Origin of the sequence: Comamonas suwonensis (assembly GCF_012844455.2) — a bacterium.
GTDB lineage: Bacteria > Pseudomonadota > Gammaproteobacteria > Burkholderiales > Burkholderiaceae_C > Comamonas > Comamonas suwonensis.
Window position 1 is genome coordinate 73,492 of record NZ_JABBCQ020000004.1, and the last position, 23,018, is coordinate 96,509.

Sequence of the window (23,018 nt, forward strand, 5' to 3'; positions counted from 1 at the left end):
TGGAGTGCGCCAGTTTCAAGCAGCACCTCCCGATTGATGAGAGCGCCCCGCTTTGCCGGGGCGTTTTTTATTGCGGCAGCTTGAAGGCCTTGTGCGCCTTTTCCACCTCTACCCGGGTCACGCAACCCGGAGCATGGTCGTTGACCAGGCCCATGGCCTGCATCAGCGCGTACATGGTGGTGGGACCGACAAACTTCCAGCCGCGTTTTTTCAGCTCTTTCGACATGGCTTGTGACTCCGCAGTCTGAGCCTGAATATCCGTGCCCGCAGAAGGCTTGGCCGGTGCATAGCGCCAGAAGAAAGCAGCCAGCGAGCCTTCTTGCGCCACCATTTCAATCGCGCGCTGGGCGTTGTTAATCGCTGCCTCGATCTTGCCGCGGTGGCGCACGATGCCTGCGTCCTGCAGAAGGCGCTGCACATCGGCCTCGCCAAACTGGGCGACTTGGTAGAAGTCAAACCCCGCAAATGCAGCGCGGAAGTGCTCGCGCTTTTTCAGGATCGTGTACCAGCTCAAGCCGGACTGAAAGCCTTCCAGACAGAGCTTTTCAAACAGGCGCTGGTCGCTATCGACCGGGAAGCCCCATTCATGATCGTGATAGTGCACATAGTCAGGCGTAGCCAGGCACCAGGTGCAGCGGTGCAGGCCGTCTCCGCTAGGGCTGGTGGGAACTCGGGGAGTGGCGATGTCAGTGGATTCAGTGCTCATGCCTAGCACTCTACCCAATGCAAAAGCCCTGCAGCACATTCACTACAGGGCTTTTCATTTGATAGCTGCTTGCGCTTTATTTCAATAGACTTCAGGCATAAAACTTATTGAAGTCTATGAATATAGAGCGCTACCAGCTCACTTTTTACTAGCTTGTGCCAAGCGTGAGTAACGCATGCCGTACACCATATAGATGACCACTCCCAGCGCCATCCAGCCCAGAAAGCGCACCCAGGTCAGCGTGGTCAGGTTCAGCATCAGGTAGGTGCACAGCAGGGCTGAGAGCACGGGCAGTACGGGAACAAAGGGAACCCGGTAGCCACCCGTCGCTTGCGGACGCTTTTTGCGCAGCACCAGCACGCCGATGCTGACCATCACAAAGGCAGACAGCGTGCCGATGTTGATCATCTCCTCCAGCAGCTCCACCTTGGTAAAGCCCGCCAGCACCGCCACTACGGCGCCCACGATCAGCTGCAGGCGCACAGGGGTTTTGCGCGTGGCCGATGTCACGCCCCAGCTGCGCGGCAGCAAGCCATCACGGCACAGCGCCAGCAGCACACGCGAGCTGCCCATGAGCAGCACCATGACCACGGTGGTCATGCCAATCAGCACGCCGACCGAGATGACCTGTGCCGCCCAGCCTGCGCCCACGGCGATGAAGGCGGTGGCCAGCGATGGATTTTCGGCCTTGGCCAGTTCGGTATAGGGAACCATGCCGGTCAACGCCAGCGTGACCAGTATGTAGAGCACCGTGACCAGCGCCAGCCCGCCCAGAATGCCGCGTGGCAGGGTGCGCTGCGGGTCTTTGACTTCTTCGGCCGATGTGGCGACCACGTCAAAACCCAGAAAGGCGAAAAACACCAGCGATGCGCCCGAGACCACGCCCAGCCAGCCGTACTGACTGGGTGCTGCGCCAAACAGCCAGGCCAGCATGGGCTGACCCCACAGGTCACCCGTCACGCCATGTGCCAAGACAGGCGGCTGCGATGCCGGCACAAAGGGGGCGAAGTTATCGGTATTCATATAAGTGAAGCCGACAACGATCACAAACACAGTAATGAGCAGTTTGATCACGGTGAACACGTTGTTCACCTTGGCCGACACCTGCGTGCCCGCAATCAGCAAGGCGGTGAATACGGCCACGATGAAGAACGGCCCCCAGTTGAGCGAGAAGCCGCCAATCTGGATGGTCTGCGCAATATCCAGACCCGCCGTGGAGAACACGGCCGACAGGTAAATACCCCAGTACTTGGCCAGCACGGCGGCGGCCGAGATCATCTCCAGCAGCAGATTCCAGCCAATGATCCACGCCAGTCCCTCGCCCAGCGTGAGATAGGTATAGGTGTAGGCGCTGCCCGTGACGGGCACGGTGGAGGCAAACTCCGCATAGCACATGATGGCCAGCGCGCAGGTCGCGGCCGCCAGAATGAAGGAGAAGATCACCGCAGGCCCGGCAAAGCTGCCCGCTGCCCGTGCGCCCACCGAGAAGATGCCGGCGCCAACGGCGACCGCCAGGCCTAGAATCATCAGATCAAAAACACCCAGCGTGCGCTGTAACTGGCGGCCCGGCTCGTCCGAATCGGCCAGAGCCTGTTCAATGGTTTTGGTTTTCAGCCACTGCATGCATATCCCTTGGGCTCTGTGCAGCGCTTATGGAGCTGCACCTGTGGCCCAGTTTATTTGGTCAAAAATGCATACTAGGGATTTCACTAGGAGCATGCAGATTCCCTGCAGCATTACCGCCTTATCCGCATGTTTTATGCGCGATCAGCCGCACAACAGTCTCGAAAAAGATTAGCCAAGCGCTTGCTTCACGAAGCCTGCAAGCCGAAGGAGGATGACGCTTATCTCCTGCAAGTAAGCAAGCACTCAAGCAGGATGCTTCAACTCAGCGGGCGCTGGCCTGATCACGCCATAAAGCACGGCGACCAGCAGCAGCGCCGTGACCACATCCAGAATATGGTGCTGGTGCACCAACATGGTGGAGGCACAGATCGCCACACTCCACAGCGCAATTGCCGCACACAGCCAGACCCGGCCTTTGGGCCATTGCGCCTGACAAATGGCCAGCCCCGTGAGCGCTGTGTAGACGATGTGCAGCGATGGCAGCAGGTTGTGCGGCTTGTCCACAAAGAACATCGCAGAAAAAATGCTGCGATACGGCTCGACTTCAGGAATCACTCTGTCGAACGCCAGATTGGCCGGGAACAGCACAAAAACCAGCCCGCAAATCAGCGTACCCGCGACTTGACGCTTGCCCAATAGCGAAATGGCCGGTTGCTGCACCAGCCAGTAAGGCAGAACCAGAAACGGGAAGAACGAGAAATAGACAAAGATGAATTCCGGCACCAGCGGAATCAGCCCATCCCAAGGCGTGATGAAGTCAAAACGCTGCTCGCGCAGGCTCGCCAGCCAATTGGCCGTGGGGTAGACCGCATAAGACGCAATCAGCACCCAGATGGCCCAGAAGACAAAGCCTCGCTGCTTGCGTGCCAGAGGCGGGTGAGCAGCATGGTGGGGGCTGCCAGAGGAATGCGCGGGCTGAGTCATGCGCTGAATTATCAAAGATTGCGCGCCATCACTGGCATAGGACGGCAAAGACAAAAAAAGGCCGTGAGCATGACGCCCAGGGCCTTTTCGTTCTGATGTCTGGTTTGTCTCAACGGACTACTTCGCTTCTTCTGCTGGCGATGCCGTTGACGATGCACCTGGGGTCGCCGCCAGTATCCAGCCAGCCATCTGCAACGACTGCTCATCGTTAATCTGCGGATGGCGCGGCATGATGACATTGCCCCAGACTCCCACACTGCCGCCGCGAATCTTGCCTGCGATATAGCTTTGCGCATCACTCTGCGCACTGTACTTCTGCGCGATAGAGACAAAAGACGGCCCCACAAACTTGCGGTCCCAGCCATGGCAGCGCATGCAGTCGGACTGCTCCACCAACTTCTTGCCTGCAGCGAGCTCAGGGTGCTTCTGCACCAGCACATCCGTGGCCTGCTCGGCCGAGCTGACCCGCATGATGCGCCAGCCAATATTGGCCACCCCCAAAGCTGCCGCCAGCATGACCAGCCCGATCAGCCAGCCAATCCAGCGCGGACGCGGCGGATAGTTTTCTTCGTCGTCTATGGGATCAGTCATAACATCACTCTTCAATGTAGATCGGCCCGCAAGCGGGCCGATTCAATTCTGTCTTAGCGGTGAAAACAGACCAGCGAATCTTCAGATTCGCGGTTCAGGCAAGGCGTCATAGTCGAAGACAGTAGCAGCGCTACGGCGAGACTGTGCAACGAAGTCTGAAGGTCTGTGTTCGCCGCAGCCAAGATCAGTGACGGAAATGGCGCACGCCGGTGAACACCATGGCCACGCCACGCTCGTTCGCTGCGTCAATCACTTCCTGGTCACGCATGGAACCGCCAGGCTGTGCCACACAGGTCGCGCCTGCATCGACCACCACATCCAGACCGTCGCGGAAGGGGAAGAAGGCATCCGACGCCACGACTGTGTTCTGCAGCGAAAGCTTGGCCGCTTCAGCCTTGATGGAGGCGATGCGTGCCGAATCCAGGCGCGACATCTGGCCTGCGCCCACGCCCATGGTCATGCCGTTCTTGCAGAAGACGATGGCGTTGGACTTGACGAACTTGGCCACGTTCCAGGCGAACAGCAGATCGTTCAGCTCTTCCGGGGTCGGTTGCTTGACGGTCACGACCTTCAGATCGGCCAGTGTCAGCTCATGGTTGTCAGAGGTTTGCAGCAGCAAGCCCGAGCCAATGCGCTTGGATTCGATGGCGTTGCGGCCGTTATCCCAGTCAGTGGCACCGCCGGCAGGCAGCGCAATCGTCATCAGACGCACATTGACCTTGGACTTGAAAATTTCCAGGGCTTCGGGACTGAAGGCAGGAGCCATCAGCACTTCAACGAACTGCTTGGACACCGCTTCGGCAGCAGCCTTGTCCACCGTGCGGTTGAAGGCAATGATGCCGCCGAACGCGCTGGTGGGGTCGGTCTGGAAAGCCTTGGCATACGACTCGTGCGCATCCTTGCCAATCGCCACACCGCAGGGGTTGGCGTGCTTGACGATCACGCAGGCAGGCACGTCAAAGCTCTTCACACATTCCCAGGCCGCATCGGCGTCGGCAATGTTGTTGTAGCTCAGTTCCTTGCCTTGCAACTGAACGCCGGTGGCCAGCGAGCCAGGGGCGGGGTACAGATCGCGGTACCAGGCGGCTTGCTGGTGGCTATTTTCGCCGTAGCGCAGATCCTGGATCTTGATGAACTGGCTGTTGGCTTGGTCAGCAAACAGATTGCGCTCGGGCACGTATTCTTCGCTGAGCTTTTCGTCTTCAAACTTCACCGACGACAGGTAGTCGCTGATCGCGCCGTCGTACTGGCTGATGCGGTTGAACGCAGCCACCGACATTTCAAAGCGCAGCTTGTTGCTCAGCTTGCCAGCTGCCTTCAACTCGGCCAGCACAGCGTCGTACTGGTCAGCGGCGGTGATCACGCCCACGTCTTTCCAGTTCTTGGCAGCAGAGCGAACCATGGCGGGGCCGCCAATGTCGATGTTCTCGATCGCGTCGGCCAGCGTGCAACCGGCCTTGGCCACGGTGGCTTCAAAGGGGTAGAGATTCACGACCAGCAGATCAATGGTCTCGATGCCGTGTTCCTTCAGCGCAGCCATGTGCTCCGGGAAGTCGCGGCGGGCCAGCAGGCCACCGTGCACCATGGGGTGCAGGGTTTTGACGCGGCCGTCCAGCATTTCGGGGAATTGGGTGACTTCGGCCACTTCGGTCACGGGCAGGCCCTTGTCGGCCAGCAGCTTGGCGGTGCCACCAGTGGACAGCAGTTGCACGCCAAGAGCGTGCAGGGCTTGCGCAAATTCGACGATACCGGTCTTGTCAGAGACGGAGATCAGAGCTTTCATGGGCGTCAATTCAAAGTTTGGATAAAAACAAGCCGCAAGCCCATATCTATAAAGCGCTTGCAGCTATGGATTTGGTAGTTTTATCGATTCAGAGCAGCTGGTGATCGACCAGCTTTTTGCGCAGGGTGTTACGGTTCAGGCCCAGCCACTCAGCCGCACGCGACTGGTTGTTTTCGGCCTGCCCCATCACCACTTCCAGCAAGGGCTTTTCGACGAGGCGGATCACCATGTCATAGACATTGGCCGGTGTTTCACCTTCGAGATCGCGGAAATAGCCTTCCAGGCTATCGCGAACAACTTGTTCTAAATTCTGATTGCTCATGCAGTCATTTCTGCCGGTTCATCCAGCTCGCTGCTGTCCTCAGCAGCGGCCGTGGCAGCCGGTATCCGGTCCATCTGCTGCCCAAGGGCTTCCAGATAGTCGGCAACGGCCTGCCATTGCACCGCGCAGTCCTCAATAGTGTTGATATGTTTTCTGAACTCTTCCCCGCCCGGCAGAGCACGCAGATACCACGCAATATGCTTGCGGGCGCTGCGCACGCCGGTCCCCTCTCCGTACAGACGGTAGTGATCTTGCAGATGCTCAAGCAGCAGGCTTCGCAGCTCGCTCACCAGCGGTGGAGCCAAATGCTCGCCCGTTGCCAGAAAATGACCAATCTCGCGAAAAATCCACGGCCTGCCCTGCGCTGCACGGCCGACCATGATGGCGTCCGCCCCGGTATAGGCCAGCACATCGCGGGCTTTTTCGGGGCTGTTGATATCGCCATTGGCCACCACGGGCACGTTTACCGCCTGTTTGACGGCAGCAATCGTGTCGTACTCGGCAAAGCCTTTGTAGCCCTGCTCGCGCGTGCGGCCGTGAACGGTGAGCATCTGAATGCCCACATCCTCGAACTGGCGTGCCAGGGCGATGGCATTTTTGTGCTCATCGCACCAGCCGGTGCGCATCTTCAGTGTGACCGGCACATTGAAGGGGCGCGCGGCTTCGACCACGGCACGGGCAATTTCCACGGCCAGTGGCTCGTTCTGCATCAGGGCGGAACCCGCCCATTTGTTGCAGACCTTCTTGGCCGGGCAGCCCATGTTGATATCAATGATCTGCGCGCCGCGCTCGATGTTGTAGACAGCGGCCTCGGCCATCATCTGCGCTTCGGTACCGGCGATCTGGACCGAAATCGGCCCCGGCTCGCCTTCATGGTTGGCGCGGCGGCTGGTTTTCAGGCTGTTCCACAAGTCCTTGCGGCTGGTCACCATCTCGCTGACGGCGTAGCCTGCCCCCAATGCCTTGCACAGCTGACGAAACGGCCTGTCCGTCACGCCCGCCATGGGTGCGACAAACAGACGATTTGCCAATGGGATATGACCAATGTGCAGGGCGGGCATGGAAAGGGGTTCGCTTTGCGGCGGGCAGCCAGACTCTGGCGGGGCCCGGCGCAGACTGGGCGCTGGAAAAGAGGGGTGGATTATACCTGCCCAAATTTTCAGCAGCACTAAACGCCATGCATCACCCTCGGGTGCGAATCACTATCAAAAATACCGGTCTGCGGCCTCAGTTGCTGCGCACCGGCACATTGAAGTATTGCGCGGGATAGGGCTCGCTGACCAGCGTGTAGTGCCACCACTCTTCGGGGAGATTCTTCCAGCCATTGCGCTGCATCAGGGTGCGCAGCCAGCGGCGGTTGTGCTGCACATCCGGGGACTGCTTGGGGTTATCGGTATGCGACTGCTCGTCAAACATGTCAAAGGGCGTCCCCATGTCCACCTCAATACCGTCGGCCAGCGGACCACGCACCAGTTTGCTGGCACGCTTGGCGTCGATCACCTGCAGCGTCATATCCACCGTGCTGGCGCGGCTGTGCCCGGATTTTTCAGCGATGTAGCCGCGCTTGAACAGTTCGCTCTTGGGCACGCGCGGGTAGTACATGTCCTTGTTCAGCTGATCGCTCATATCGCGGCCCCAGCGCACAAAGTCATCCACCGCAGCCTGCGGGCGGTAGCAGTCAAAAACCTTGAGAGCCAGCCCATTGCTGCTCAATTCCTTTTGCACCCCTGCCAGCGACTCTGCCGCCGGGCGGCTGAGCCAGCAGACCCCGGCTTCGTACCCCGCAATGGGACGGCCCATGAAGTTGTGCTTGGTGACATAGCGCATATCCTGCTTCACGCCCGGTGCCAGCGTTGCCAGCGGCACCAGATCGGCAGCCACTTTAGCCACGGCGGGTTTGGCATCGGATGAGGCGCCAGTGCCCACTTTCTGGGCGCAACCAGCTATCAAAAGCAAAGCAACAGCCAGAGCTGCCGACTTGTTCAGCAGCGCCGTGTTTGACTGAGGGCTAAACGCCATTTTTACTCCCGTTAATCTGGTATTACTTGATTACACCAGCGTATACATTTGGAAAAGAAACCATACATCAGCCCGCCATTCCTCATCCCGCCACGATCAGCATAGTTCAGGGAATTCAGCGCGCCCTCTAAACTAGCTACCCTATGGAAGCGTGGATTCATCAGTTATTACAGTGGCTGGCCCTGCCTGAGCTGGGCCTGAGCACCGTTTTTATCGTCGCCCTGATTTCGGCCACCTTGCTGCCACTGGGCTCAGAACCCGTGGTCGCTGCACTGGTCTCGGCCAACCCGGCCCTGTTCTGGCCCGCCATTGTGGTCGCAACCGCAGGCAACACGATGGGTGGAGCCATCAGCTGGGGCATGGGGCTGGCAGCTCACAAGGCCTGGAACAAGGCCAAAAAGCTGCGCAAAACCGGCGACCCAGCCCCCCAGAACATGCACCAGAAGTCACGCTGGAACCGCCTTGCCCGCTACTGGCTGCGCAAATACGGTGCCAAAGCCTGCTTGCTGAGCTGGCTGCCCATTGTGGGCGACCCGCTGTGTGCCGTGGCTGGCTGGGTGCGCCTGCCTTTCTGGTCCTGCGTGTTCTATATGGCGATTGGGAAATTCATGCGCTACCTGCTGATGACAGCGGGTTTGCACCAGCTCATTTTGCGGTTTTTCTAAGGCAGAAAAGGCAGCGACAGCAAGCGCAGCCCCACCGAGAACCAGCGCTGGCTGCCCTCGCCAATGCGGTTGCCATACGTCGCATCTATTTGCACGCGATCGGGCACCAGCCAGTAACGCAGGCCCACCTGCACCAGCGGCTTGCCTGAGCCCTGTCCGTAGGTTTCAGCGATCAGCCAGGTGCGTTCCTGCAACTGCGTTTCGCTACCCAGCCCCCAGGTCAGATGGTTGCTGCGTGTGCCTTGCTCGCGCAGCCAGCCCACATTGGTGTGCAACACCACCTTGTCATTGAGCAGGGAAAAGCTGGCTGGCACATAGGCATACATATCGTGGCCACCACCGGCATCGCGGCGCGGGTCACGGGCCATGCCCATGGCCAGCCCCCAGCCCCAGCCATTGGTCTCAAGCGGCTTGAACAAGGTCTTGCCCTGCAACATCTGGGCGCTGCCGCGCGTGCTGCCGTCTTGACGGGTCAGCGATCCGCCCATGGTCAGCTCCAGATTGCCTGTGAAGTTGCAAGCGGGCTGTGCCCAGAATTCGGTATGACCCCTGGGGTGTTTGACCCAGCTTTCCAACTGGCAAGACTTGGCGTCGACGATGCGGGCATCGTCCGTATTCATGGGTCGGGCGGCATGGGCCGTTGTCGCCAGCACGGCGACAGCCGCCATCAGCAGTTTTTTGAATGGCATGGGCTCTCCCTGTTATGTGTTGTTCGATAAGGGACTTAGTCGGTCTTAGAGGCGCCAACACCACCCAGCCCATCGCAAATTCGCGGTTGAGACGAGGCATGAAGTCGCAGGCGAAGCGTACGACAAGGCCACAAAATGGCGAATCAAGGAGGGGGTGCAGCGCTTGGCTTCAATTTAGCGCAGCACTGTGACACAGCTCAGCGCATCCCGCAATTTGAATGTTTTTGCCAGCCAGCCCTTGTGGGAAAAGCGCTAAAAGCTATTGATTTGCGAGCAAAAGCAGACGCTGCAAAACCTCCGCCCCAGACACATCAGGAAAACTTCAGCCGTGCACCAAGGTGTGGACACTCCCTGAAAACCGCCGATTGGCGAATGCAAAAAAGCCAAACAACGACGTATCGAGAGGGGTGCTCGCGACGCTTAATCCACCTTCAAGCCCAGACTTTGGGCCACCACCGCATAGCGATCCATATCGGCCTCAATCTGCTGCGCAAATTGCACAGGCGTCTGCTTGAGCAATGTGTAGCCCTGCTGCATCAGCGCCTGCTGCATGACAGGGTCACTCAGTATCTGGCCCAGCACCTCGTTCAGGTGGGCCACCACGGCATCCGGCGTGGCGGCAGGGGCCAGCAGTCCATGCCACTGCTCTACGGCAAAGGCTTTGACGCCCTGCTCTGCCACCGTAGGAACCTCCGCCAGCTGCGCCACGCGTTGCGGTGCCGTGATGGCAATGGCGCGCACACGACCGGCTTCAATCAAGGGCGCAGCGCTGCTGGCGGTGACCACGCCCAGCGGCACCTGCTCGGCTGCCACAGCGGTCACGGCCAGGCCACAGCCCTTGAAAGGAATGTGCTGCAAAGGCCTGTGCGTGGCCTGGGCCAGCATCTCACCGGCCATGTGCTGGGGTGTGCCGTTGCCGCAGCTGGCAAAGGCCAGAGGTTGGGCGACAGAGGTTTGAGCCAGCGCATCGGCGAGGCTGTGAATACTGCTGTGCAGCGGAACGACCAGCACCGAGGCAATCGTTCCCGCATTGAAGATGGCCTTAAAGTCTTTGCGCGGATCAAAGTCCAGATGCGGGTACACGCCGGGGTTGATGGCAAAAGAGCTGTTGGCCATCAGCAGCGTGCTGCCGTCTGCCTTGGCCTGCGCCACTTCACGCGCGCCGATATTGCCGCTGGCACCGGGGCGGTTTTCCACCACCACGGTCTGGCCTATGCGCTCTTGCAGCGCTGCGCCCAACTTGCGGGCCAGCAAATCCGTACCGCCGCCGGGCGGAAAGGTCACCACAATGGTGATGGGCTTTTCAAACCGCATGGCCGCTGTCCCTGTGCGGGCCTGCCACAAACCAGCCGCAGCCGTTGCCAGAACAGCGACCGCCAACGCAACAGCCCAGTTGCTGCGGCGCTTGAAAACCATCTTCATTGGCTAACCTTCCTCGGTTCGCCATATTGCCGCAGGCATGCAAAAACAGGGCCTAAGACAGAGACGCCAAGCAAGAGCCGCCTCGCGGCGATGGCGTCGCCCCCTTTGGGGGAAGCCGCAAAGCGGCACAGGGGGTATGCCATTTATGCATCCAAACCAATATCCAGCACCTTGGCGCTGTGCGTCAGCCAGCCCACGGCGATCTGATCCACACCCGTGGCCGCCACAGCAGGTGCTGTCTCGGGGGTGATGCGACCCGAGGCTTCGGTAATCGCCCGCCCCTTGCACATGCCCACGGCAGTGCGCAAGTCGTCCAGACTCATGTTGTCCAGCAGCACCACATCCACACCCAGTTGCAGCGCCACTTCCAGTTGCGCCAACGTATCCACTTCCAGCTCGATCTTGACCATATGGCCCACGCCAGCGCGCGCGCGGCCCACGGCAGTAGCGACATCACCGGCCAGTGCAATGTGGTTATCTTTGATGAGCACGGCGTCATCCAGCCCAAAGCGGTGATTGCTGCCGCCGCCCACACGCACAGCGTACTTTTGTAGCGAGCGCAGACCAGGCATGGTCTTGCGAGTGCAGGTCACACGCGTGCCAAAGGGCTTGATGGCCTCGGCAATCGAATGCGTGGCACTGGCCACACCGCTCAGGTGGCACAGGTAGTTGAGGGCTGTGCGCTCCGCCGACAAAATAGCGCGGCTTTTGCCGCGAATACGGGCGATTTCCATGCCGGGCACCAGCCGCGTGCCATCAGCGCAGCTGACGTCGAACGCCATGCGGCCATCCATGAGCGTAAAGGCCAGACGCGCGAGATCCAACCCGGCCAGCACGCCGTCTTGTCTGGCCATCAGGCGCAGCTCATCCGTGGCATCAGCGGGGACAATGGTGTCTGTAGTCAGATCTCCGGCACGGCCCAGGTCTTCCAGCAAGGCCATGCGCACCAGCGGCTCCAGCATCACATCGGGCAAAGATGGAACGGGCAGTGCGGCAATTTTATTAATGCTCATTTTGAGTATTTATAGTCGAGAAAAAAGCGCGAATGGCTTGAAGCCTCGCGCAGATGGACTTATGCTAAACCTGAGCATTATTCAAGTCAAGCACTCCTTTAGAGTGCAATTGACCGGATGAATAAGCGATGAATCAGTGGCTGCGCGCCAGCGGCAGCTTGTTGCCAGCAATCGCCCGCTCCAGCATCACATTGCGCCTGAAACGGTAGAGCTTGGCCGGGCGGCCCGCACCCACAGCCGTCACCTGCCCGGTTTCTTCGACCAGTGATTGCTGCTCAATCAGACGGCGAAAATTCTGCTTGTGCAAGCCGCGGCCTGCCAGTGCCTCTACCGTCTGCTGCAGTTGCAGCAGCGAGAATTCCTCGGGCATCAGCTCAAAAACCACGGGGCGGTATTTGATTTTGGCGCGCAGGCGGGCCATGCCAGTGGCCAAAATGCGGCGGTGGTCGTTGCTCATGGCAGCGCCTGGCAGCAAGCTGGCGGCGGCAGAGGCCGAGCTTTCGCCATCGCCTTCACCCCATGCTTCGGGCACCACACAGGCTTCAAACAGAAGCTCGTAGCGCTGCAGCACCAGCTCTTCGTTCCACTCGTATTCATCCAAGCCAAAAGTCACCGCAGCTCTTTGCCAGCGTGCACTTCTAGCTACGCTATCTGAAGCGTTTTCACTCCAGTCCGTCAGCGCAGGTGCGATGCGCTCGGCAATCACGGCGGGCATGCCGTCGCGCCAGTCTTCCCACGGGAAGTAGCGGTACCAGTCCTGCCAGCCGGGCTGTGCGGCACCGGTTTCGTCCAGCTCCTGCGTCAGCGCCAGATAGCTGATGGAGATGACATGCATGCCCAATTGCTGCGAGCGTTCACGGTCGGCGAAGGTGTAGAGCTGCTCCACAAAACCCAGCGGGTGATGGGTCTGCTTTTCCACCCACGCGCGCAAGCTGGCCTGCAGGGAGCTGTGATTGCTGGTAAAGGGCCCGGCAGGCAGCGCCCGCCCGGACCCGGTGGTCAGGATACGGGGCTGGCCATCCGTGACGGCAACCAGCACTGCCACCAGATCGGCCTGCACGGAATGCAGCTCGGAATTGTTCAAACCACTCAAAAGCGTTGGAGGGCAAAGCCCCATCAGGGGAAAAGCAAATTCTACGGTGCGCAGGCACTGAGCCGGAACTTCATCGGACCTGCGCCCCCAAATCTTGCTGCATCCCGCCGCACTTTCTGATCATCGACAACTAGTTTTAACGGACTACGTTTTTTCCTCAGGCTTTTCCCTTACTCCGCCGATCACCCGGCACTTCCCGCGCGTATCACCCTCTTTGCACAGGTCGATAGTCCGTTTTGAGTAACGACTTCCGCATTCGGGCATCAATACTGGCGTCAGCCTGGAAGGCGAAATCAGACCCTCTGTCCGCTTGCAGCCGCCGGTGTCGAGACAAGGCCGCGCCCTGCCTGCGGGTCGGAGGTCAAAGATTGAAGACCGGTATTGACCTCCGGTTTTGCCTTGCCAGGTTGGCGACGGATAGCTGCGGCGGATTTCGCTGACAGACATCGGTTAGCCATCTCCATCTTTCAAGAATTAAAGATCCATGGAAGGGAAGACAGATGATTGACTTCAAAGGCAAGACGGTTCTGGTGACAGGCGGCGGCTCAGGCATAGGGCGCGGCATCGCCGAGGCATTCAGTGATGCCGGTGCGCGCATCGTCATTGCGGACATCAAGCCCGAACTGGTAGCCGAGATGCGTAAATCGCTTGATCGCGCTGGCGTTGAGGCACTGGTGATCGAGGGCGACATGACGCGCGAGGCCGACGTTCAAGCCCTGGCCCAGCGCATCGACAGCGAATTTGGCGGCCTGGACGTTCTCGTCAACAACGTCGGCGACTTTGTGCTTTCCAAGCGCTTTGAAGAATTCAGCGACGACGAGATCAGCCGCCTCTATGACCTGAATTTGCGCCACATCTTCAGCGTCACCCGTGCCATGCTGCCTCTGCTGCGCAAGCGCGGACAAGGCTCCAGCATTGTCAGCATCTCCTCCATCGAAGGCCTGCGCGGCGCGCCTACCTGCGCTGTCTATGCCGCGTTCAAGGCAGCGATTGGTGGTTTCTCCCGCACCTTGGCGCTGGAGCTGGCCCCTGAAGGCATTCGCGTTAACGTCATCGCGCCTGAAACCACCGAAACCGCGCAAGTGCCCGTCAGCCTGGCCATCCCTGATGCCAACAAGCACCACATCCCACGCTGGATCCCGCTCGGCCGCTTCGGCCAGCCCAGCGACTGTGCAGGCGCGGCGCTCTACCTGGCCAGCCCGCTGGCCGCCTGGGTGACGGGCACCACCCTTAATGTCGACGGCGGCGCATTGGCCGCTGGCGGCTGGATGCAGGCCCCCGGCGGTGCCTGGACCACCATTCCCCTCATCACCGGCAATGGCTTTATCGACGCCTCCAGCAGCGATCAGGCCAAGCCTGCCCTGCTCGACCGTTCCTGATCACTTCCACTTTTTTGACAGATTCACCATGAAAATTCTTGTTGTCGGAGGCACAGGCCTTCTCGGCGGTCACGCCGCACTGCACCTGCAATCGCAGGGTCATCAGGTCACCATTGCCGCACGCAAGCCCGCACCAGCCACCACGGCCATGGCGCAACTGCCCTTTATCGCCATGGATTACGTAGCGGGTACCGTCACGCAGGATGATTTGACGGGTTTTGACGCTCTGGTTTTTGCAGCCGGCAATGACATTCGCCACGTGCCGCCTGAGGCGGATGCGGCAGCCCACTGGCTGTATGCCAACGGCGAAGCCCTGCCCAAATTCTTTGCGCTGGCCCGCACCGCAGGCATTCGCAAAGCCGTGCTGATTGGCAGCTTCTACCCACAGATCGACATCAAGCTGACCGAGAGTGACCCCTATGTGCGCTCGCGCCACATGGCCTGCGTGGGCGCCCGCGCGCTGGCCGCACCAGGTTTTGAGGTCTGCAGCCTGAACGCGCCTTTTATGGTCGGATCGGTGCCGGGCCTGCCCAGCCCTATTTTTGAGGCCTACACCGCCTACGCCAAGGGCCAGATGGGTGATATGCCCGTCTTTGGCCCAACCGGGGGTACCAACTTCATGTCAGTGCGCTCGCTGTCTGAAGCCATTGCTGGCGCGCTGGAAAACGGCCAGTCCGGTGAGGCCTACCTGGTAGGCGATGAAAACATCTCGTTCGCAGACTTCTTCGGCCTGTTCTTCAAGGCCGTGGGCAGCAGCACCGTGGTTCCCGAAAAAGACCAGAACCACCCGCTGATGCCCGACGAAGTGATCTACGCTGGCCGTCCCACCCCTGTGAGCTATCAGCCCACCGCCGATGCACAGCAACGCCTGAATTACCGTCGCAACGACGTGGAGCACGCCATTCGCGAAGCCGTGGCGCAGGTACTGGAGTCGCAAGCTCAGGCCGTGTGACATAGCCCTCGCAAAAAAAGCCCCGCCAAATGAATGACGAGGCTTTTTTGATGATTGACGTGGTTAGACGTTGAACAGGAAGTTCAGCACATCGCCATCCTTGACGATGTATTCCTTGCCTTCAGCACGCATCTTGCCTGCATCCTTGGCACCTTGTTCGCCCTTGAAAGCGATGAAGTCGTCAAACGCAATGGTCTGGGCACGGATGAAACCGCGCTCAAAGTCACCGTGAATCACGCCAGCCGCCTGAGGGGCTGTCGCACCAATAGGCACCGTCCAGGCGCGCACTTCCTTCACACCAGCGGTGAAGTAGGTTTGCAGACCCAGCAGCTTAAAGCCCGCGCGAATCAGGCGGTTCAGGCCCGGCTCTTCCAGGCCCAGCTCTTCCAGGAACATGTCGCGGTCTTCGTCGTCCATCTCGGACATCTCGGCCTCGATCTTGGCGCAGATGGCCACAACAGGCGCGCCCTGGGCTTCGGCATAGGCCTTGAGCTGGTCCAGCAGAGGGTTGTTCTCGAAACCGTCTTCCGACACATTGCCCACAAACATGGCGGGCTTGGCCGTGATCAGGCAGAACTGCTTGATCAGGGGCGCGTCTTCCTTGGAGACAGGCACGGTGCGTGCTGGCTTGCCTTCGTTGAGGGCATCCTGAATCTGGGTGAGGATGGCAACCACCTTGGCGGCATCTTTGTCAGTGCCGGAGCGAGCGGCCTTGTTATAGCGGTGAATTGCCTTTTCCACCGTGGCCATGTCGGCCAGGCACAGCTCGGTCTGAATGACTTCGATGTCGGCAATCGGGTCCACCTTGTTGGCCACGTGGATCACGTTGGGATCTTCAAAGCAGCGCACCACGTTCACAATGGCGTCGGTTTCGCGGATGTGGGCCAGGAACTGGTTGCCCAGACCTTCGCCCTTGGAGGCACCGGCCACCAGGCCGGCGATGTCCACGAATTCCACGATGGCGGGAACCACGCGCTCGGGCTTGACGATCTCGGACAGCTGATCCAGACGCGGATCTGGCACTTCCACCACACCGGTGTTAGGCTCAATCGTGCAGAAAGGGTAGTTTTCAGCAGCGATGCCAGCCTTGGTCAGCGCGTTGAAAAGAGTGGACTTGCCCACGTTGGGCAGGCCAACGATGCCGCATTTGAGGCTCATGGAATTTTCCTTATGTATCAATGCACTACCTGGCACCACACCATCGTGGCCGAAGTGCCCGATCCGCATTGAGGCGAATCTGGTTCTCTTGGGAGCGTGACGGCAGAGCACTCTGGGCTTGCAGAGTTTGGTGCCGGTTTTGTCACGGAAAGCCCTCGATTGTAATGACCCGGCAATCTCTGCTGATCTGCCGTAGATTGCCACCGTCATTACCAAGAGGTGGCTAATCAAAGCGCAGATTGCCCGCCAGCTGCTGACCCAACACCAGTTGAACGCTTGCGCCCGCTGCCTCAGGCAGACCCAGCACAATCGCGTTCATGCCAAAAGTAATAGCGCCATCCACACGTGGATCTTGGCGATAACTGCCAATTGACTGCCCAACCGAGGTTCCCGGCACCGCCGTATCCGGGTCGATATCGGGGATGGGGCAGCGCGTGCAAGGCTTGCAGGGCTGCAGACTCAAGCCAGGCAGCTCCAGCACCTCCAGCTCTTCCACCCGGTCTTCGTCGTGGGCTTCGATGCCAGCAATCACGATATTGGGGCGAAAGCGCCGGGCATCAACCGCAGCCTCGCCCGCCTGCGCCAGCCGCTGGTTCAGCTCATCAACCGCCGACTGGCTGAGCACCAGCAACGGGTAGCCGTCAGCGAAGTGCACCGGTGCCTGACCGCTGCTCACCCAGCGCTCGCTGGCCTGGCGGGGTTGGGCCGGGTCAAAGCGCACCAGCTGGCAGTCCGTTCCCAACACTTGACTGAGCCATGCGCGGGCAGCGGCCGCCCATTCCCCCAAATCCCAAGCCTGCACCGTGTCGCTCCAGACCCGGGCCCGGCATTTTTCGCCTTGCGCCAGCAGCGGTATTTGCAGGCTGGGCTGACCGGCAAAGTGCAGCAGCAATGAATCGGCCGTGATTTCAGGGCGAATCAGCGCCATGCGCGGGTGACTGCGCTGGGTCAAGAACTCGCCATTGGGCTCCACCACCATCCAGTGCCGGTCCCATTCCAGCCCGTGGCGCGACAGGCGGGCCTGCTGCACGGCAATGCCGGCACAGGATTTGACTGGGTAAATCCAGAGCTCGGCAATCTGGCCTTGCACGTCGTGGGTGGAGTCCGTCATCGCATGTCCTTTGCTAACTTTCACAGCATTTTGCAATCAAGCCCTTGCTAGTCATACGCAAGGCGCTATCAACAATATAGTTGTGCGCCCGATACACTGGTAGGGCGCTGGGGTTCCCTCTATGCCCGCAGGCCTCGCCTGCGCCTTCTACAATGACGGGCATGGCGCAAACCTTTGATGTATGTATTCGTGGAGCCGGCATTGTGGGCCGGACCTTGGCCCTTTTACTGGCGCGTGAGCGTCTGCGTGTCGCCCTCGTGGCACCGCCACAGGCCAGATCACAACAGCAGGATGTACGGGCCTATGCGCTGAATGCCAGCTCCAGAGCCGTGCTGCAGTCTCTGCGCTGCTGGCCTGACGACGAAGATGCCACACCGGTGGTCGGCATGCAGGTCTTTGGCGATCTGGACGGCCAGGTGCAATTTGATGCCGCATCGCAAGATGTGGACGCGCTGGCCTGGATTGTCGATGTGCCCGCACTGGAGCAGCGTCTGGCCGAGGCCGTGCGCTACCAGCCGCAGGTCGAAATCGTCAAAGAGCCGGTAGAAGCGGCCCTCACCGCCGTCTGCGAAGGCCGCTCCAGCAGCACGCGCGCCGAATTTGGCGTGGAGTTCACAGTCACCCCCTATCCCCAGCACGCGATTGCCACGCGCCTGCGCTGCGAGCTGCCCCACGGCGGCATCGCCCGCCAGTGGTTTACGCCCGAAGGCATTCTGGCCCTGCTGCCCATGGGCGGCCCAGAAGGGCATGAAGTGGCCGTGGTCTGGTCGCTGGAGCAAGCGCTGGTGCCCCAGTGGCTGGACAGCGACGAAGCCAGCTTCACCACCCGCCTGCAGGCCATCAGCCAGGATGCCCTGGGCCAGCTGGAGGTGATTGCGGACCGCGCCACCTGGCCGCTGCAGCAGGCGGTGGCTGACCGCTGGTGCGGCCCGTTTGCGCAAAAGAGCAACCAGAGCTGGGTACTGGCCGGTGATGCCGCCCACAACGTGCACCCATTGGCAGGTCAGGGCCTGAACCTGGGCCTTGCCGATGCGCAGGCACTGGCCCGCGTGCTACAAGAGCGCGACTACTGGCGCAGCCCCTCTGATCTGAAGCTGCTGCGCCAATACGAGCGCGAGCGCAAGGCGGCTCTGGCCCCCATGGGCTTGGCCATGGATGGCCTGCAGCAGCTGTTTTCCCGCCCCGAAGTGCCCGTGCAGATGCTGCGCAACTGGGGCATGAAGGGCTTTGAGCGCAGCGGCCCGCTCAAGTCCTGGATGGCCAAGCAGGCCATGGGTTTGCTTTAAGGGAACCCCTGAGACCGATCAGACTCCAACCCTCAGCCCTGCCTCCCGGCACACCCGGGACGGCAGAAACCGTTAGCCCTACCCGCCGCCTCCGCGGCCTGACAGATCACCCATGAAACTTGTTGCCTGCCTTCTGGCTGCTGCCAGCCTGACCTTCGGCCTGAATGTTCACGCCCAGGATGCCAACCTCAAAAAGACGCTGACCGAGCGCATTCCCCAGCTCGAAAAAATCGACGAGGTCCGCGCAACTCCCATGTCAGGCCTGTATGAAGTGCGCGTGGGCACGGACATTTTCTATACTGATGCCAAGGGCAACTACCTGATTCAGGGCGAGCTGATCGACACCAAGGCGCGCCGCAACCTGACTGAAGACCGCATGACTCAGCTGACGGCTGTGGACTTCAAGCAGTTGCCGCTCAAGGACGCCATCACCATCGTGCATGGCAAGGGCGAGCGCAAGATGGCCGTGTTTGAAGACCCGAACTGCGGCTACTGCAAGCGCTTTGAAAAAGACCTGCAGAGCGTGGATAACGTCACCATCTACCTTTTCCTCTACCCCATCCTGAGCCCCGACTCCGCCGAGAAGTCGCGTAATATCTGGTGCGCCAAGGATCAGGCCAAGGCCTGGCATGAGCAGATGCTCAACAGCAAGAACGCCGCTGCCGTGCAGTGCGATACCGCTGCCATCCAGCGCAATCTGGCCTTTGGCCGCAAGTACAAGATCACCGGCACCCCGACCGTCGTGTTCTCCAACAATGTGCGCGTCCCCGGTGCCATTTCTGCCGCCGAGGTGGAAAAGCACCTGGCGGCTGCCAAGTAATTCCGCCCAATAACAACTCAATCTCTGCCGGAGCAGCGCGCGTCAGGTCTGTGTGACGCCACCGCGCTGCGATAGGTTCGCTTGCTCCGGCCGCATTTCTGGAGCTGCCATGACGACCGTTTCCCATGCCCCCGGCATTCGCTACACCGTGCAGGCCAGTGCGGTAGATGCTCATCTTTTTGATGTTCAGCTGCACATCACAAAACCTGCAACCGACCAGCTTCTGTCGCTGCCGGTGTGGATTCCCGGCAGCTATCTGGTGCGCGAGTTCGCCAAGAACCTGCAAAGCCTGAGCGCCACGCAAAACGGCCAGTCCGTTCCAGCAGAACAGCTCAGCAAGAATCAATGGAAAATTGCCTGTAGCGCAGATGCAGAATGCGTTATCAGCTATCAAGTTTGCGCTTACGACACCTCGGTTCGTACCGCCTGGCTGGATCGCCGCCGTGGCTTTTTCAACGGCACCAGCCTGTGCCTGCGCGTGCATGGCCAAGAAAGCCAGCCCCATGACCTGGAGCTGCTGAGCAGCCCCGCCACGCAAGGCTGGCAGGTTGCCACCGGCCTGACGCCAGCCCAAATCGACGCCAACGGCTTTGGCCTCTACACCGCCGCCCATTACGACGCGCTGGTGGACTGCCCCGTGGAAATGGGCCAGTTCTGGCGCGGCAGCTTTACGGCTGGCGGCGTGCCGCACGAGTTTGTGGTGGCCGGTGCAGCCCCCAGCTTTGATGGCCAGCGCCTGTTGGCCGACACCCAAAAGATTTGCGAAGCCGAAATCGCCTTCTGGCATGCCGATGGCAGCCAGCCGCCCATGGATCGCTATGTCTTCATGCTCAATGTGGTGGACGACAACTACGGCGGGCTGGAGCACCGCAACAGCACCGCGCTGATTTGCGGCCGCCGTGACCTGCCGCGCAAGGGCGAGGCCAAGGCTGGCGAGGGCTACAACACCCTGCTGGGCCTGATCAGCCACGAGTACTTTCACACCTGGAACGTCAAGCGCCTGCGACCGGCGGAATTTGCCCGCTACGACTACGAGCAGGAAAACTACACCGAGCTGCTGTGGTTCTTTGAAGGCTTCACCAGCTACTACGACGACCTGTTCCTGCGCCGCGCCGGACTCATCGACAGCGCCCTGTACCTCAAGCTCATCACCCGCACCATCAATCAGGTGCTGCAGACGCCGGGCCGCCATGTGCAGTCCGTGGCCGAGTCCAGCTTTGACGCGTGGGTCAAGTACTACCGCCAGGACGAAAACACCGCCAACCACACGGTGAGCTACTACACCAAGGGCTCGCTGGTGGCGCTATGCCTTGATCTGGCCCTGCGCAGCGGCAGCGGCAGCAGTCTGGATGACGTCATGCGCGGCCTGTGGCGCAAAAGCGAAGGCGGCCCCATCAGCGAAGCCGATGTGCTGGCCGTGGTGACCGAACTGGGAAATGCCGACATCGCCCAGCAGCTGCAAAGCTGGGTCCACTCCACCAACGACCTGCCGCTGCGAGAGCTGCTGGCCCAGCATGGCATTAACACCAAGGTGGAACCCGCCCAGCTGGCGCAAAGACTGGGCCTGCGCGTGCAGGAGAACCACAGCGTGCAAATCAAGACCGTGCTGCGTGGCAGCCCTGCCGAGCAGGCCGGCATGATGGCGGGCGACGAATGGCTGGCGCTTGAGGCAGAAGGCCAGCGCTGGCGTATCGGCAAACTGGACGATGTGCTGCTGTACGCCGGCAGCTCCAATCAGGTCACAGCCTGGGTCGCGCGCGACCGGTTGATGCTTGAGCTGCCTCTGAACCTGGGCCCGTTGCCGGCCAAAACCGCCAGCGAGGATGCAGATAGCGCCAAAGCCATCAGCAATCTGGGACTGGAGATCAGCGACAAAACCGCTGCAGAGCGCTGGCTGACGGGCGTTTCCGAATAAGACCCAGTGCCTAGGCCTGGCGGCAGCAGGGTAGCTGGCAGCCAGCCTCAGCGGTTATTCTTGGCACAACAATTCATCTTTAGCAGGAGACAAACTTGGCCTACGAAACCATCGAAGTCCGCGTCGAAGCGGAAAAAGTCGGCATCATCACCCTGAACCGCCCCAAACAGCTCAACGCGCTGAACGATCAGCTCATGGATGAGCTGGGCGACGCGCTCAAGAAGTTTGATGCCGACAAAAGCATTGGCTGCATGGTCATCACCGGCAGCGAGCGTGCCTTTGCCGCCGGTGCCGACATCGGTGCCATGGCCAAGTACAACTTTGCAGACGCCTACGGCGGCGACTACATCACCCGCAACTGGGAAACCATTCGCAGCATCCGCAAGCCCGTGATTGCCGCCGTCAGCGGCTTTGCACTGGGTGGCGGCTGCGAGCTGGCCATGATGTGCGACTTCATCATTGCCGCAGACACGGCCAAGTTCGGTCAACCCGAAATCAAGCTGGGAGTAATCCCTGGCGCTGGCGGCACGCAGCGCCTGCCCCGCGCCGTGGGCAAGAGCAAAGCCATGGACATGGCGCTGACCGCCCGCATGATGGATGCCACCGAGGCCGAGCGCGCAGGTCTGGTCAGCCGAGTCGTGCCCTACGAAAAAATGATGGAAGAGACGCTGGGCGCCGCCATCATCATCAGCGGCTTCTCGCAGCTGGCCGTGATGGCCGCCAAGGAGTCCGTGAACCGCGCCTTTGAAGGCAGCCTGAATGATGGCGTGATGTTTGAGCGCCGTCTGTTCCAGGCGCTGTTCTCCACACAGGACCAGAAGGAAGGCATGGATGCCTTCATGAACAAGCGCCCTGCCAACTTCACCCACCAGTAAGCGCTGCGCAGCCGATGACCGATTTTTGAAGCAAAAATACCTTTTTACTTCCGCCGGTCATTTTTCTGCATATAATTGCGGTCTTCGGTCGTATAGCTCAGTTGGTTAGAGCGCAGCATTCATAATGCTGATGTCGCAGGTTCGAGTCCCGCTACGACCACCAGACAGAAAACCGCAGTGTTTGCAAAAGCACTGCGGTTTTTTCTTTGCTGCAACGCTCGCTGCAGCCTGCGCACAAAAATTCCCAACTTGGCTGCCAAGGCCATTTCTTCCTATACAATTGCGGGCTGTCGGTCGTATAGCTCAGTTGGTTAGAGCGCAGCATTCATAATGCTGATGTCGCAGGTTCGAGTCCCGCTACGACCACCAAATTCAAGCCCCAAGCGCGCAAGCTCTTGGGGCTTTTCGCTTTTTACAGAGGCCTCATTGCGCCCCTGCCCTTTTTTGCAGCTTGCAAAAAATGCGTGCAGATGGCGCTGCAATGCTCCAGCCGCTCACCCCTCTCTCAAGGATTTTCTCGTGCCCGTTGCACCCCAAGGATGCTGCACGCACGCCGCGTGCCCACGCGCCGGTCATTCGCCCGGCGAGGGCTGTGCTTTTCCCGGAAAAAAGCAGCCGCAGCTCACGAGAATCCACCTTTGCTCTAGGACTCACCCGTGACCACTCAAA

Annotated in this window: 21 protein-coding genes and 2 tRNA genes; 9 read left to right on the forward strand and 14 right to left on the reverse strand. The window is 60.2% G+C overall.

All coding sequences use genetic code 11. From position 1 onward, the window contains the following. Window positions 1-67: 67 nt before the first annotated feature. The 8 genes from HF327_RS05710 to HF327_RS05745 form a co-directional block, all read right to left on the reverse strand. Window positions 68-706 carry a DNA-3-methyladenine glycosylase I gene (locus HF327_RS05710; protein ID WP_169107335.1) on the reverse strand — a complete coding sequence of 213 codons (639 nt, stop codon included), beginning with the start codon at window positions 704-706 and terminating at the stop codon, window positions 68-70. 138 nt (window positions 707-844) lie between these two features. Then, on the reverse strand, window positions 845-2,329 hold the full coding sequence (locus HF327_RS05715; RefSeq protein ID WP_169107336.1) for an amino acid permease: 1,485 nt from the start codon (window positions 2,327-2,329) through the stop codon (window positions 845-847). A 246-nt stretch (window positions 2,330-2,575) separates the two neighbouring features. After that, window positions 2,576-3,256 carry a phosphatase PAP2 family protein gene (locus HF327_RS05720; RefSeq protein ID WP_236024063.1) on the reverse strand — a complete coding sequence of 227 codons (681 nt, stop codon included), beginning with the start codon at window positions 3,254-3,256 and terminating at the stop codon, window positions 2,576-2,578. 117 nt (window positions 3,257-3,373) lie between these two features. After that, window positions 3,374-3,847 (reverse strand): c-type cytochrome, encoded by a 474-nt coding sequence (locus HF327_RS05725; RefSeq protein WP_169107337.1) that lies wholly within the window; start codon window positions 3,845-3,847, stop codon window positions 3,374-3,376. A 184-nt stretch (window positions 3,848-4,031) separates the two neighbouring features. Continuing rightward, window positions 4,032-5,630 (reverse strand): bifunctional phosphoribosylaminoimidazolecarboxamide formyltransferase/IMP cyclohydrolase, encoded by a 1,599-nt coding sequence (purH, locus tag HF327_RS05730; RefSeq protein WP_169107338.1) that lies wholly within the window; start codon window positions 5,628-5,630, stop codon window positions 4,032-4,034. Window positions 5,631-5,718: 88 nt separating this feature from the next. Then, window positions 5,719-5,952 carry a Fis family transcriptional regulator gene (locus HF327_RS05735; RefSeq protein WP_099735774.1) on the reverse strand — a complete coding sequence of 78 codons (234 nt, stop codon included), beginning with the start codon at window positions 5,950-5,952 and terminating at the stop codon, window positions 5,719-5,721. Then, complete coding sequence (gene dusB / locus HF327_RS05740) at window positions 5,949-7,013, reverse strand: tRNA dihydrouridine synthase DusB (RefSeq protein ID WP_169107339.1); 1,065 nt, start codon at window positions 7,011-7,013, stop codon at window positions 5,949-5,951. The genes HF327_RS05735 and dusB overlap by 4 nt, the downstream gene beginning before the upstream one ends. 166 nt (window positions 7,014-7,179) lie before the next feature. Then, window positions 7,180-7,971, reverse strand: a complete 792-nt coding sequence (locus HF327_RS05745; protein ID WP_198460427.1) for a M15 family metallopeptidase — start codon at window positions 7,969-7,971, stop codon at window positions 7,180-7,182. Between the two features lie 143 nt (window positions 7,972-8,114). Between HF327_RS05745 and HF327_RS05750 the strand changes: the two genes are divergently transcribed. Next, the gene (locus tag HF327_RS05750) at window positions 8,115-8,636 is read left to right on the forward strand and encodes a YqaA family protein (RefSeq protein ID WP_169107340.1); all 522 of its coding nucleotides are present in this window, start codon (window positions 8,115-8,117) and stop codon (window positions 8,634-8,636) included. Here the strand turns inward: HF327_RS05750 and HF327_RS05755 are convergent. The 4 genes from HF327_RS05755 to HF327_RS05770 form a co-directional block, all read right to left on the reverse strand. Next, window positions 8,633-9,325 (reverse strand): hypothetical protein, encoded by a 693-nt coding sequence (locus HF327_RS05755; RefSeq protein ID WP_169107341.1) that lies wholly within the window; start codon window positions 9,323-9,325, stop codon window positions 8,633-8,635. The two genes, HF327_RS05750 and HF327_RS05755, sit on opposite strands and share 4 nt — an antisense overlap. 420 nt (window positions 9,326-9,745) lie before the next feature. Beyond that, complete coding sequence (locus HF327_RS05760) at window positions 9,746-10,741, reverse strand: tripartite tricarboxylate transporter substrate-binding protein (protein WP_407927027.1); 996 nt, start codon at window positions 10,739-10,741, stop codon at window positions 9,746-9,748. A 149-nt stretch (window positions 10,742-10,890) separates the two neighbouring features. Next, a complete protein-coding gene (nadC, locus tag HF327_RS05765; protein WP_169107343.1) occupies window positions 10,891-11,760 on the reverse strand; it encodes a carboxylating nicotinate-nucleotide diphosphorylase in 870 nt (289 codons plus the stop codon). 133 nt (window positions 11,761-11,893) lie between these two features. Beyond that, complete coding sequence (locus tag HF327_RS05770; RefSeq protein WP_169107344.1) at window positions 11,894-12,844, reverse strand: NUDIX hydrolase; 951 nt, start codon at window positions 12,842-12,844, stop codon at window positions 11,894-11,896. A gap of 509 nt (window positions 12,845-13,353) precedes the next feature. On the opposite strand from HF327_RS05770, the gene HF327_RS05775 reads away from it, so the two are divergent. Both HF327_RS05775 and HF327_RS05780 read left to right on the forward strand, forming a co-directional pair. Further along, entirely contained in the window at window positions 13,354-14,232 is an 879-nt protein-coding gene (locus tag HF327_RS05775; protein WP_169107345.1) for an SDR family NAD(P)-dependent oxidoreductase, read from the forward strand. 28 nt (window positions 14,233-14,260) lie between these two features. After that, entirely contained in the window at window positions 14,261-15,184 is a 924-nt protein-coding gene (locus HF327_RS05780; protein WP_169107346.1) for an NAD-dependent epimerase/dehydratase family protein, read from the forward strand. Window positions 15,185-15,247: 63 nt separating this feature from the next. On the opposite strand, the gene ychF is transcribed toward HF327_RS05780, so the two are convergent. Together ychF and HF327_RS05790 are read right to left on the reverse strand one after the other, a co-directional pair. Then, complete coding sequence (gene ychF, locus HF327_RS05785; RefSeq protein ID WP_169107347.1) at window positions 15,248-16,342, reverse strand: redox-regulated ATPase YchF; 1,095 nt, start codon at window positions 16,340-16,342, stop codon at window positions 15,248-15,250. Between the two features lie 223 nt (window positions 16,343-16,565). Then, entirely contained in the window at window positions 16,566-17,453 is an 888-nt protein-coding gene (locus HF327_RS05790) for an MOSC domain-containing protein (RefSeq protein WP_169107348.1), read from the reverse strand. Window positions 17,454-17,614: 161 nt separating this feature from the next. Here HF327_RS05790 and HF327_RS05795 point away from each other — a divergent pair, with 161 nt between their 5' ends. From HF327_RS05795 to HF327_RS05820, 6 genes are all read left to right on the forward strand, one after another. Further along, window positions 17,615-18,739 carry an FAD-dependent monooxygenase gene (locus HF327_RS05795; RefSeq protein ID WP_198460429.1) on the forward strand — a complete coding sequence of 375 codons (1,125 nt, stop codon included), beginning with the start codon at window positions 17,615-17,617 and terminating at the stop codon, window positions 18,737-18,739. A gap of 112 nt (window positions 18,740-18,851) precedes the next feature. Continuing rightward, entirely contained in the window at window positions 18,852-19,559 is a 708-nt protein-coding gene (locus HF327_RS05800; RefSeq protein WP_169107350.1) for a DsbC family protein, read from the forward strand. 109 nt (window positions 19,560-19,668) lie between these two features. Further along, a complete protein-coding gene (locus tag HF327_RS05805; protein ID WP_169107351.1) occupies window positions 19,669-21,474 on the forward strand; it encodes a M61 family metallopeptidase in 1,806 nt (601 codons plus the stop codon). Between the two features lie 95 nt (window positions 21,475-21,569). Continuing rightward, window positions 21,570-22,349, forward strand: a complete 780-nt coding sequence (locus HF327_RS05810) for an enoyl-CoA hydratase (protein WP_169107352.1) — start codon at window positions 21,570-21,572, stop codon at window positions 22,347-22,349. Between the two features lie 86 nt (window positions 22,350-22,435). Further along, window positions 22,436-22,512: transfer RNA gene (locus HF327_RS05815), tRNA-Met, on the forward strand. Window positions 22,513-22,641: 129 nt separating this feature from the next. Continuing rightward, a tRNA-Met gene (locus HF327_RS05820) sits at window positions 22,642-22,718 on the forward strand. Window positions 22,719-23,018: the final 300 nt, after the last annotated feature.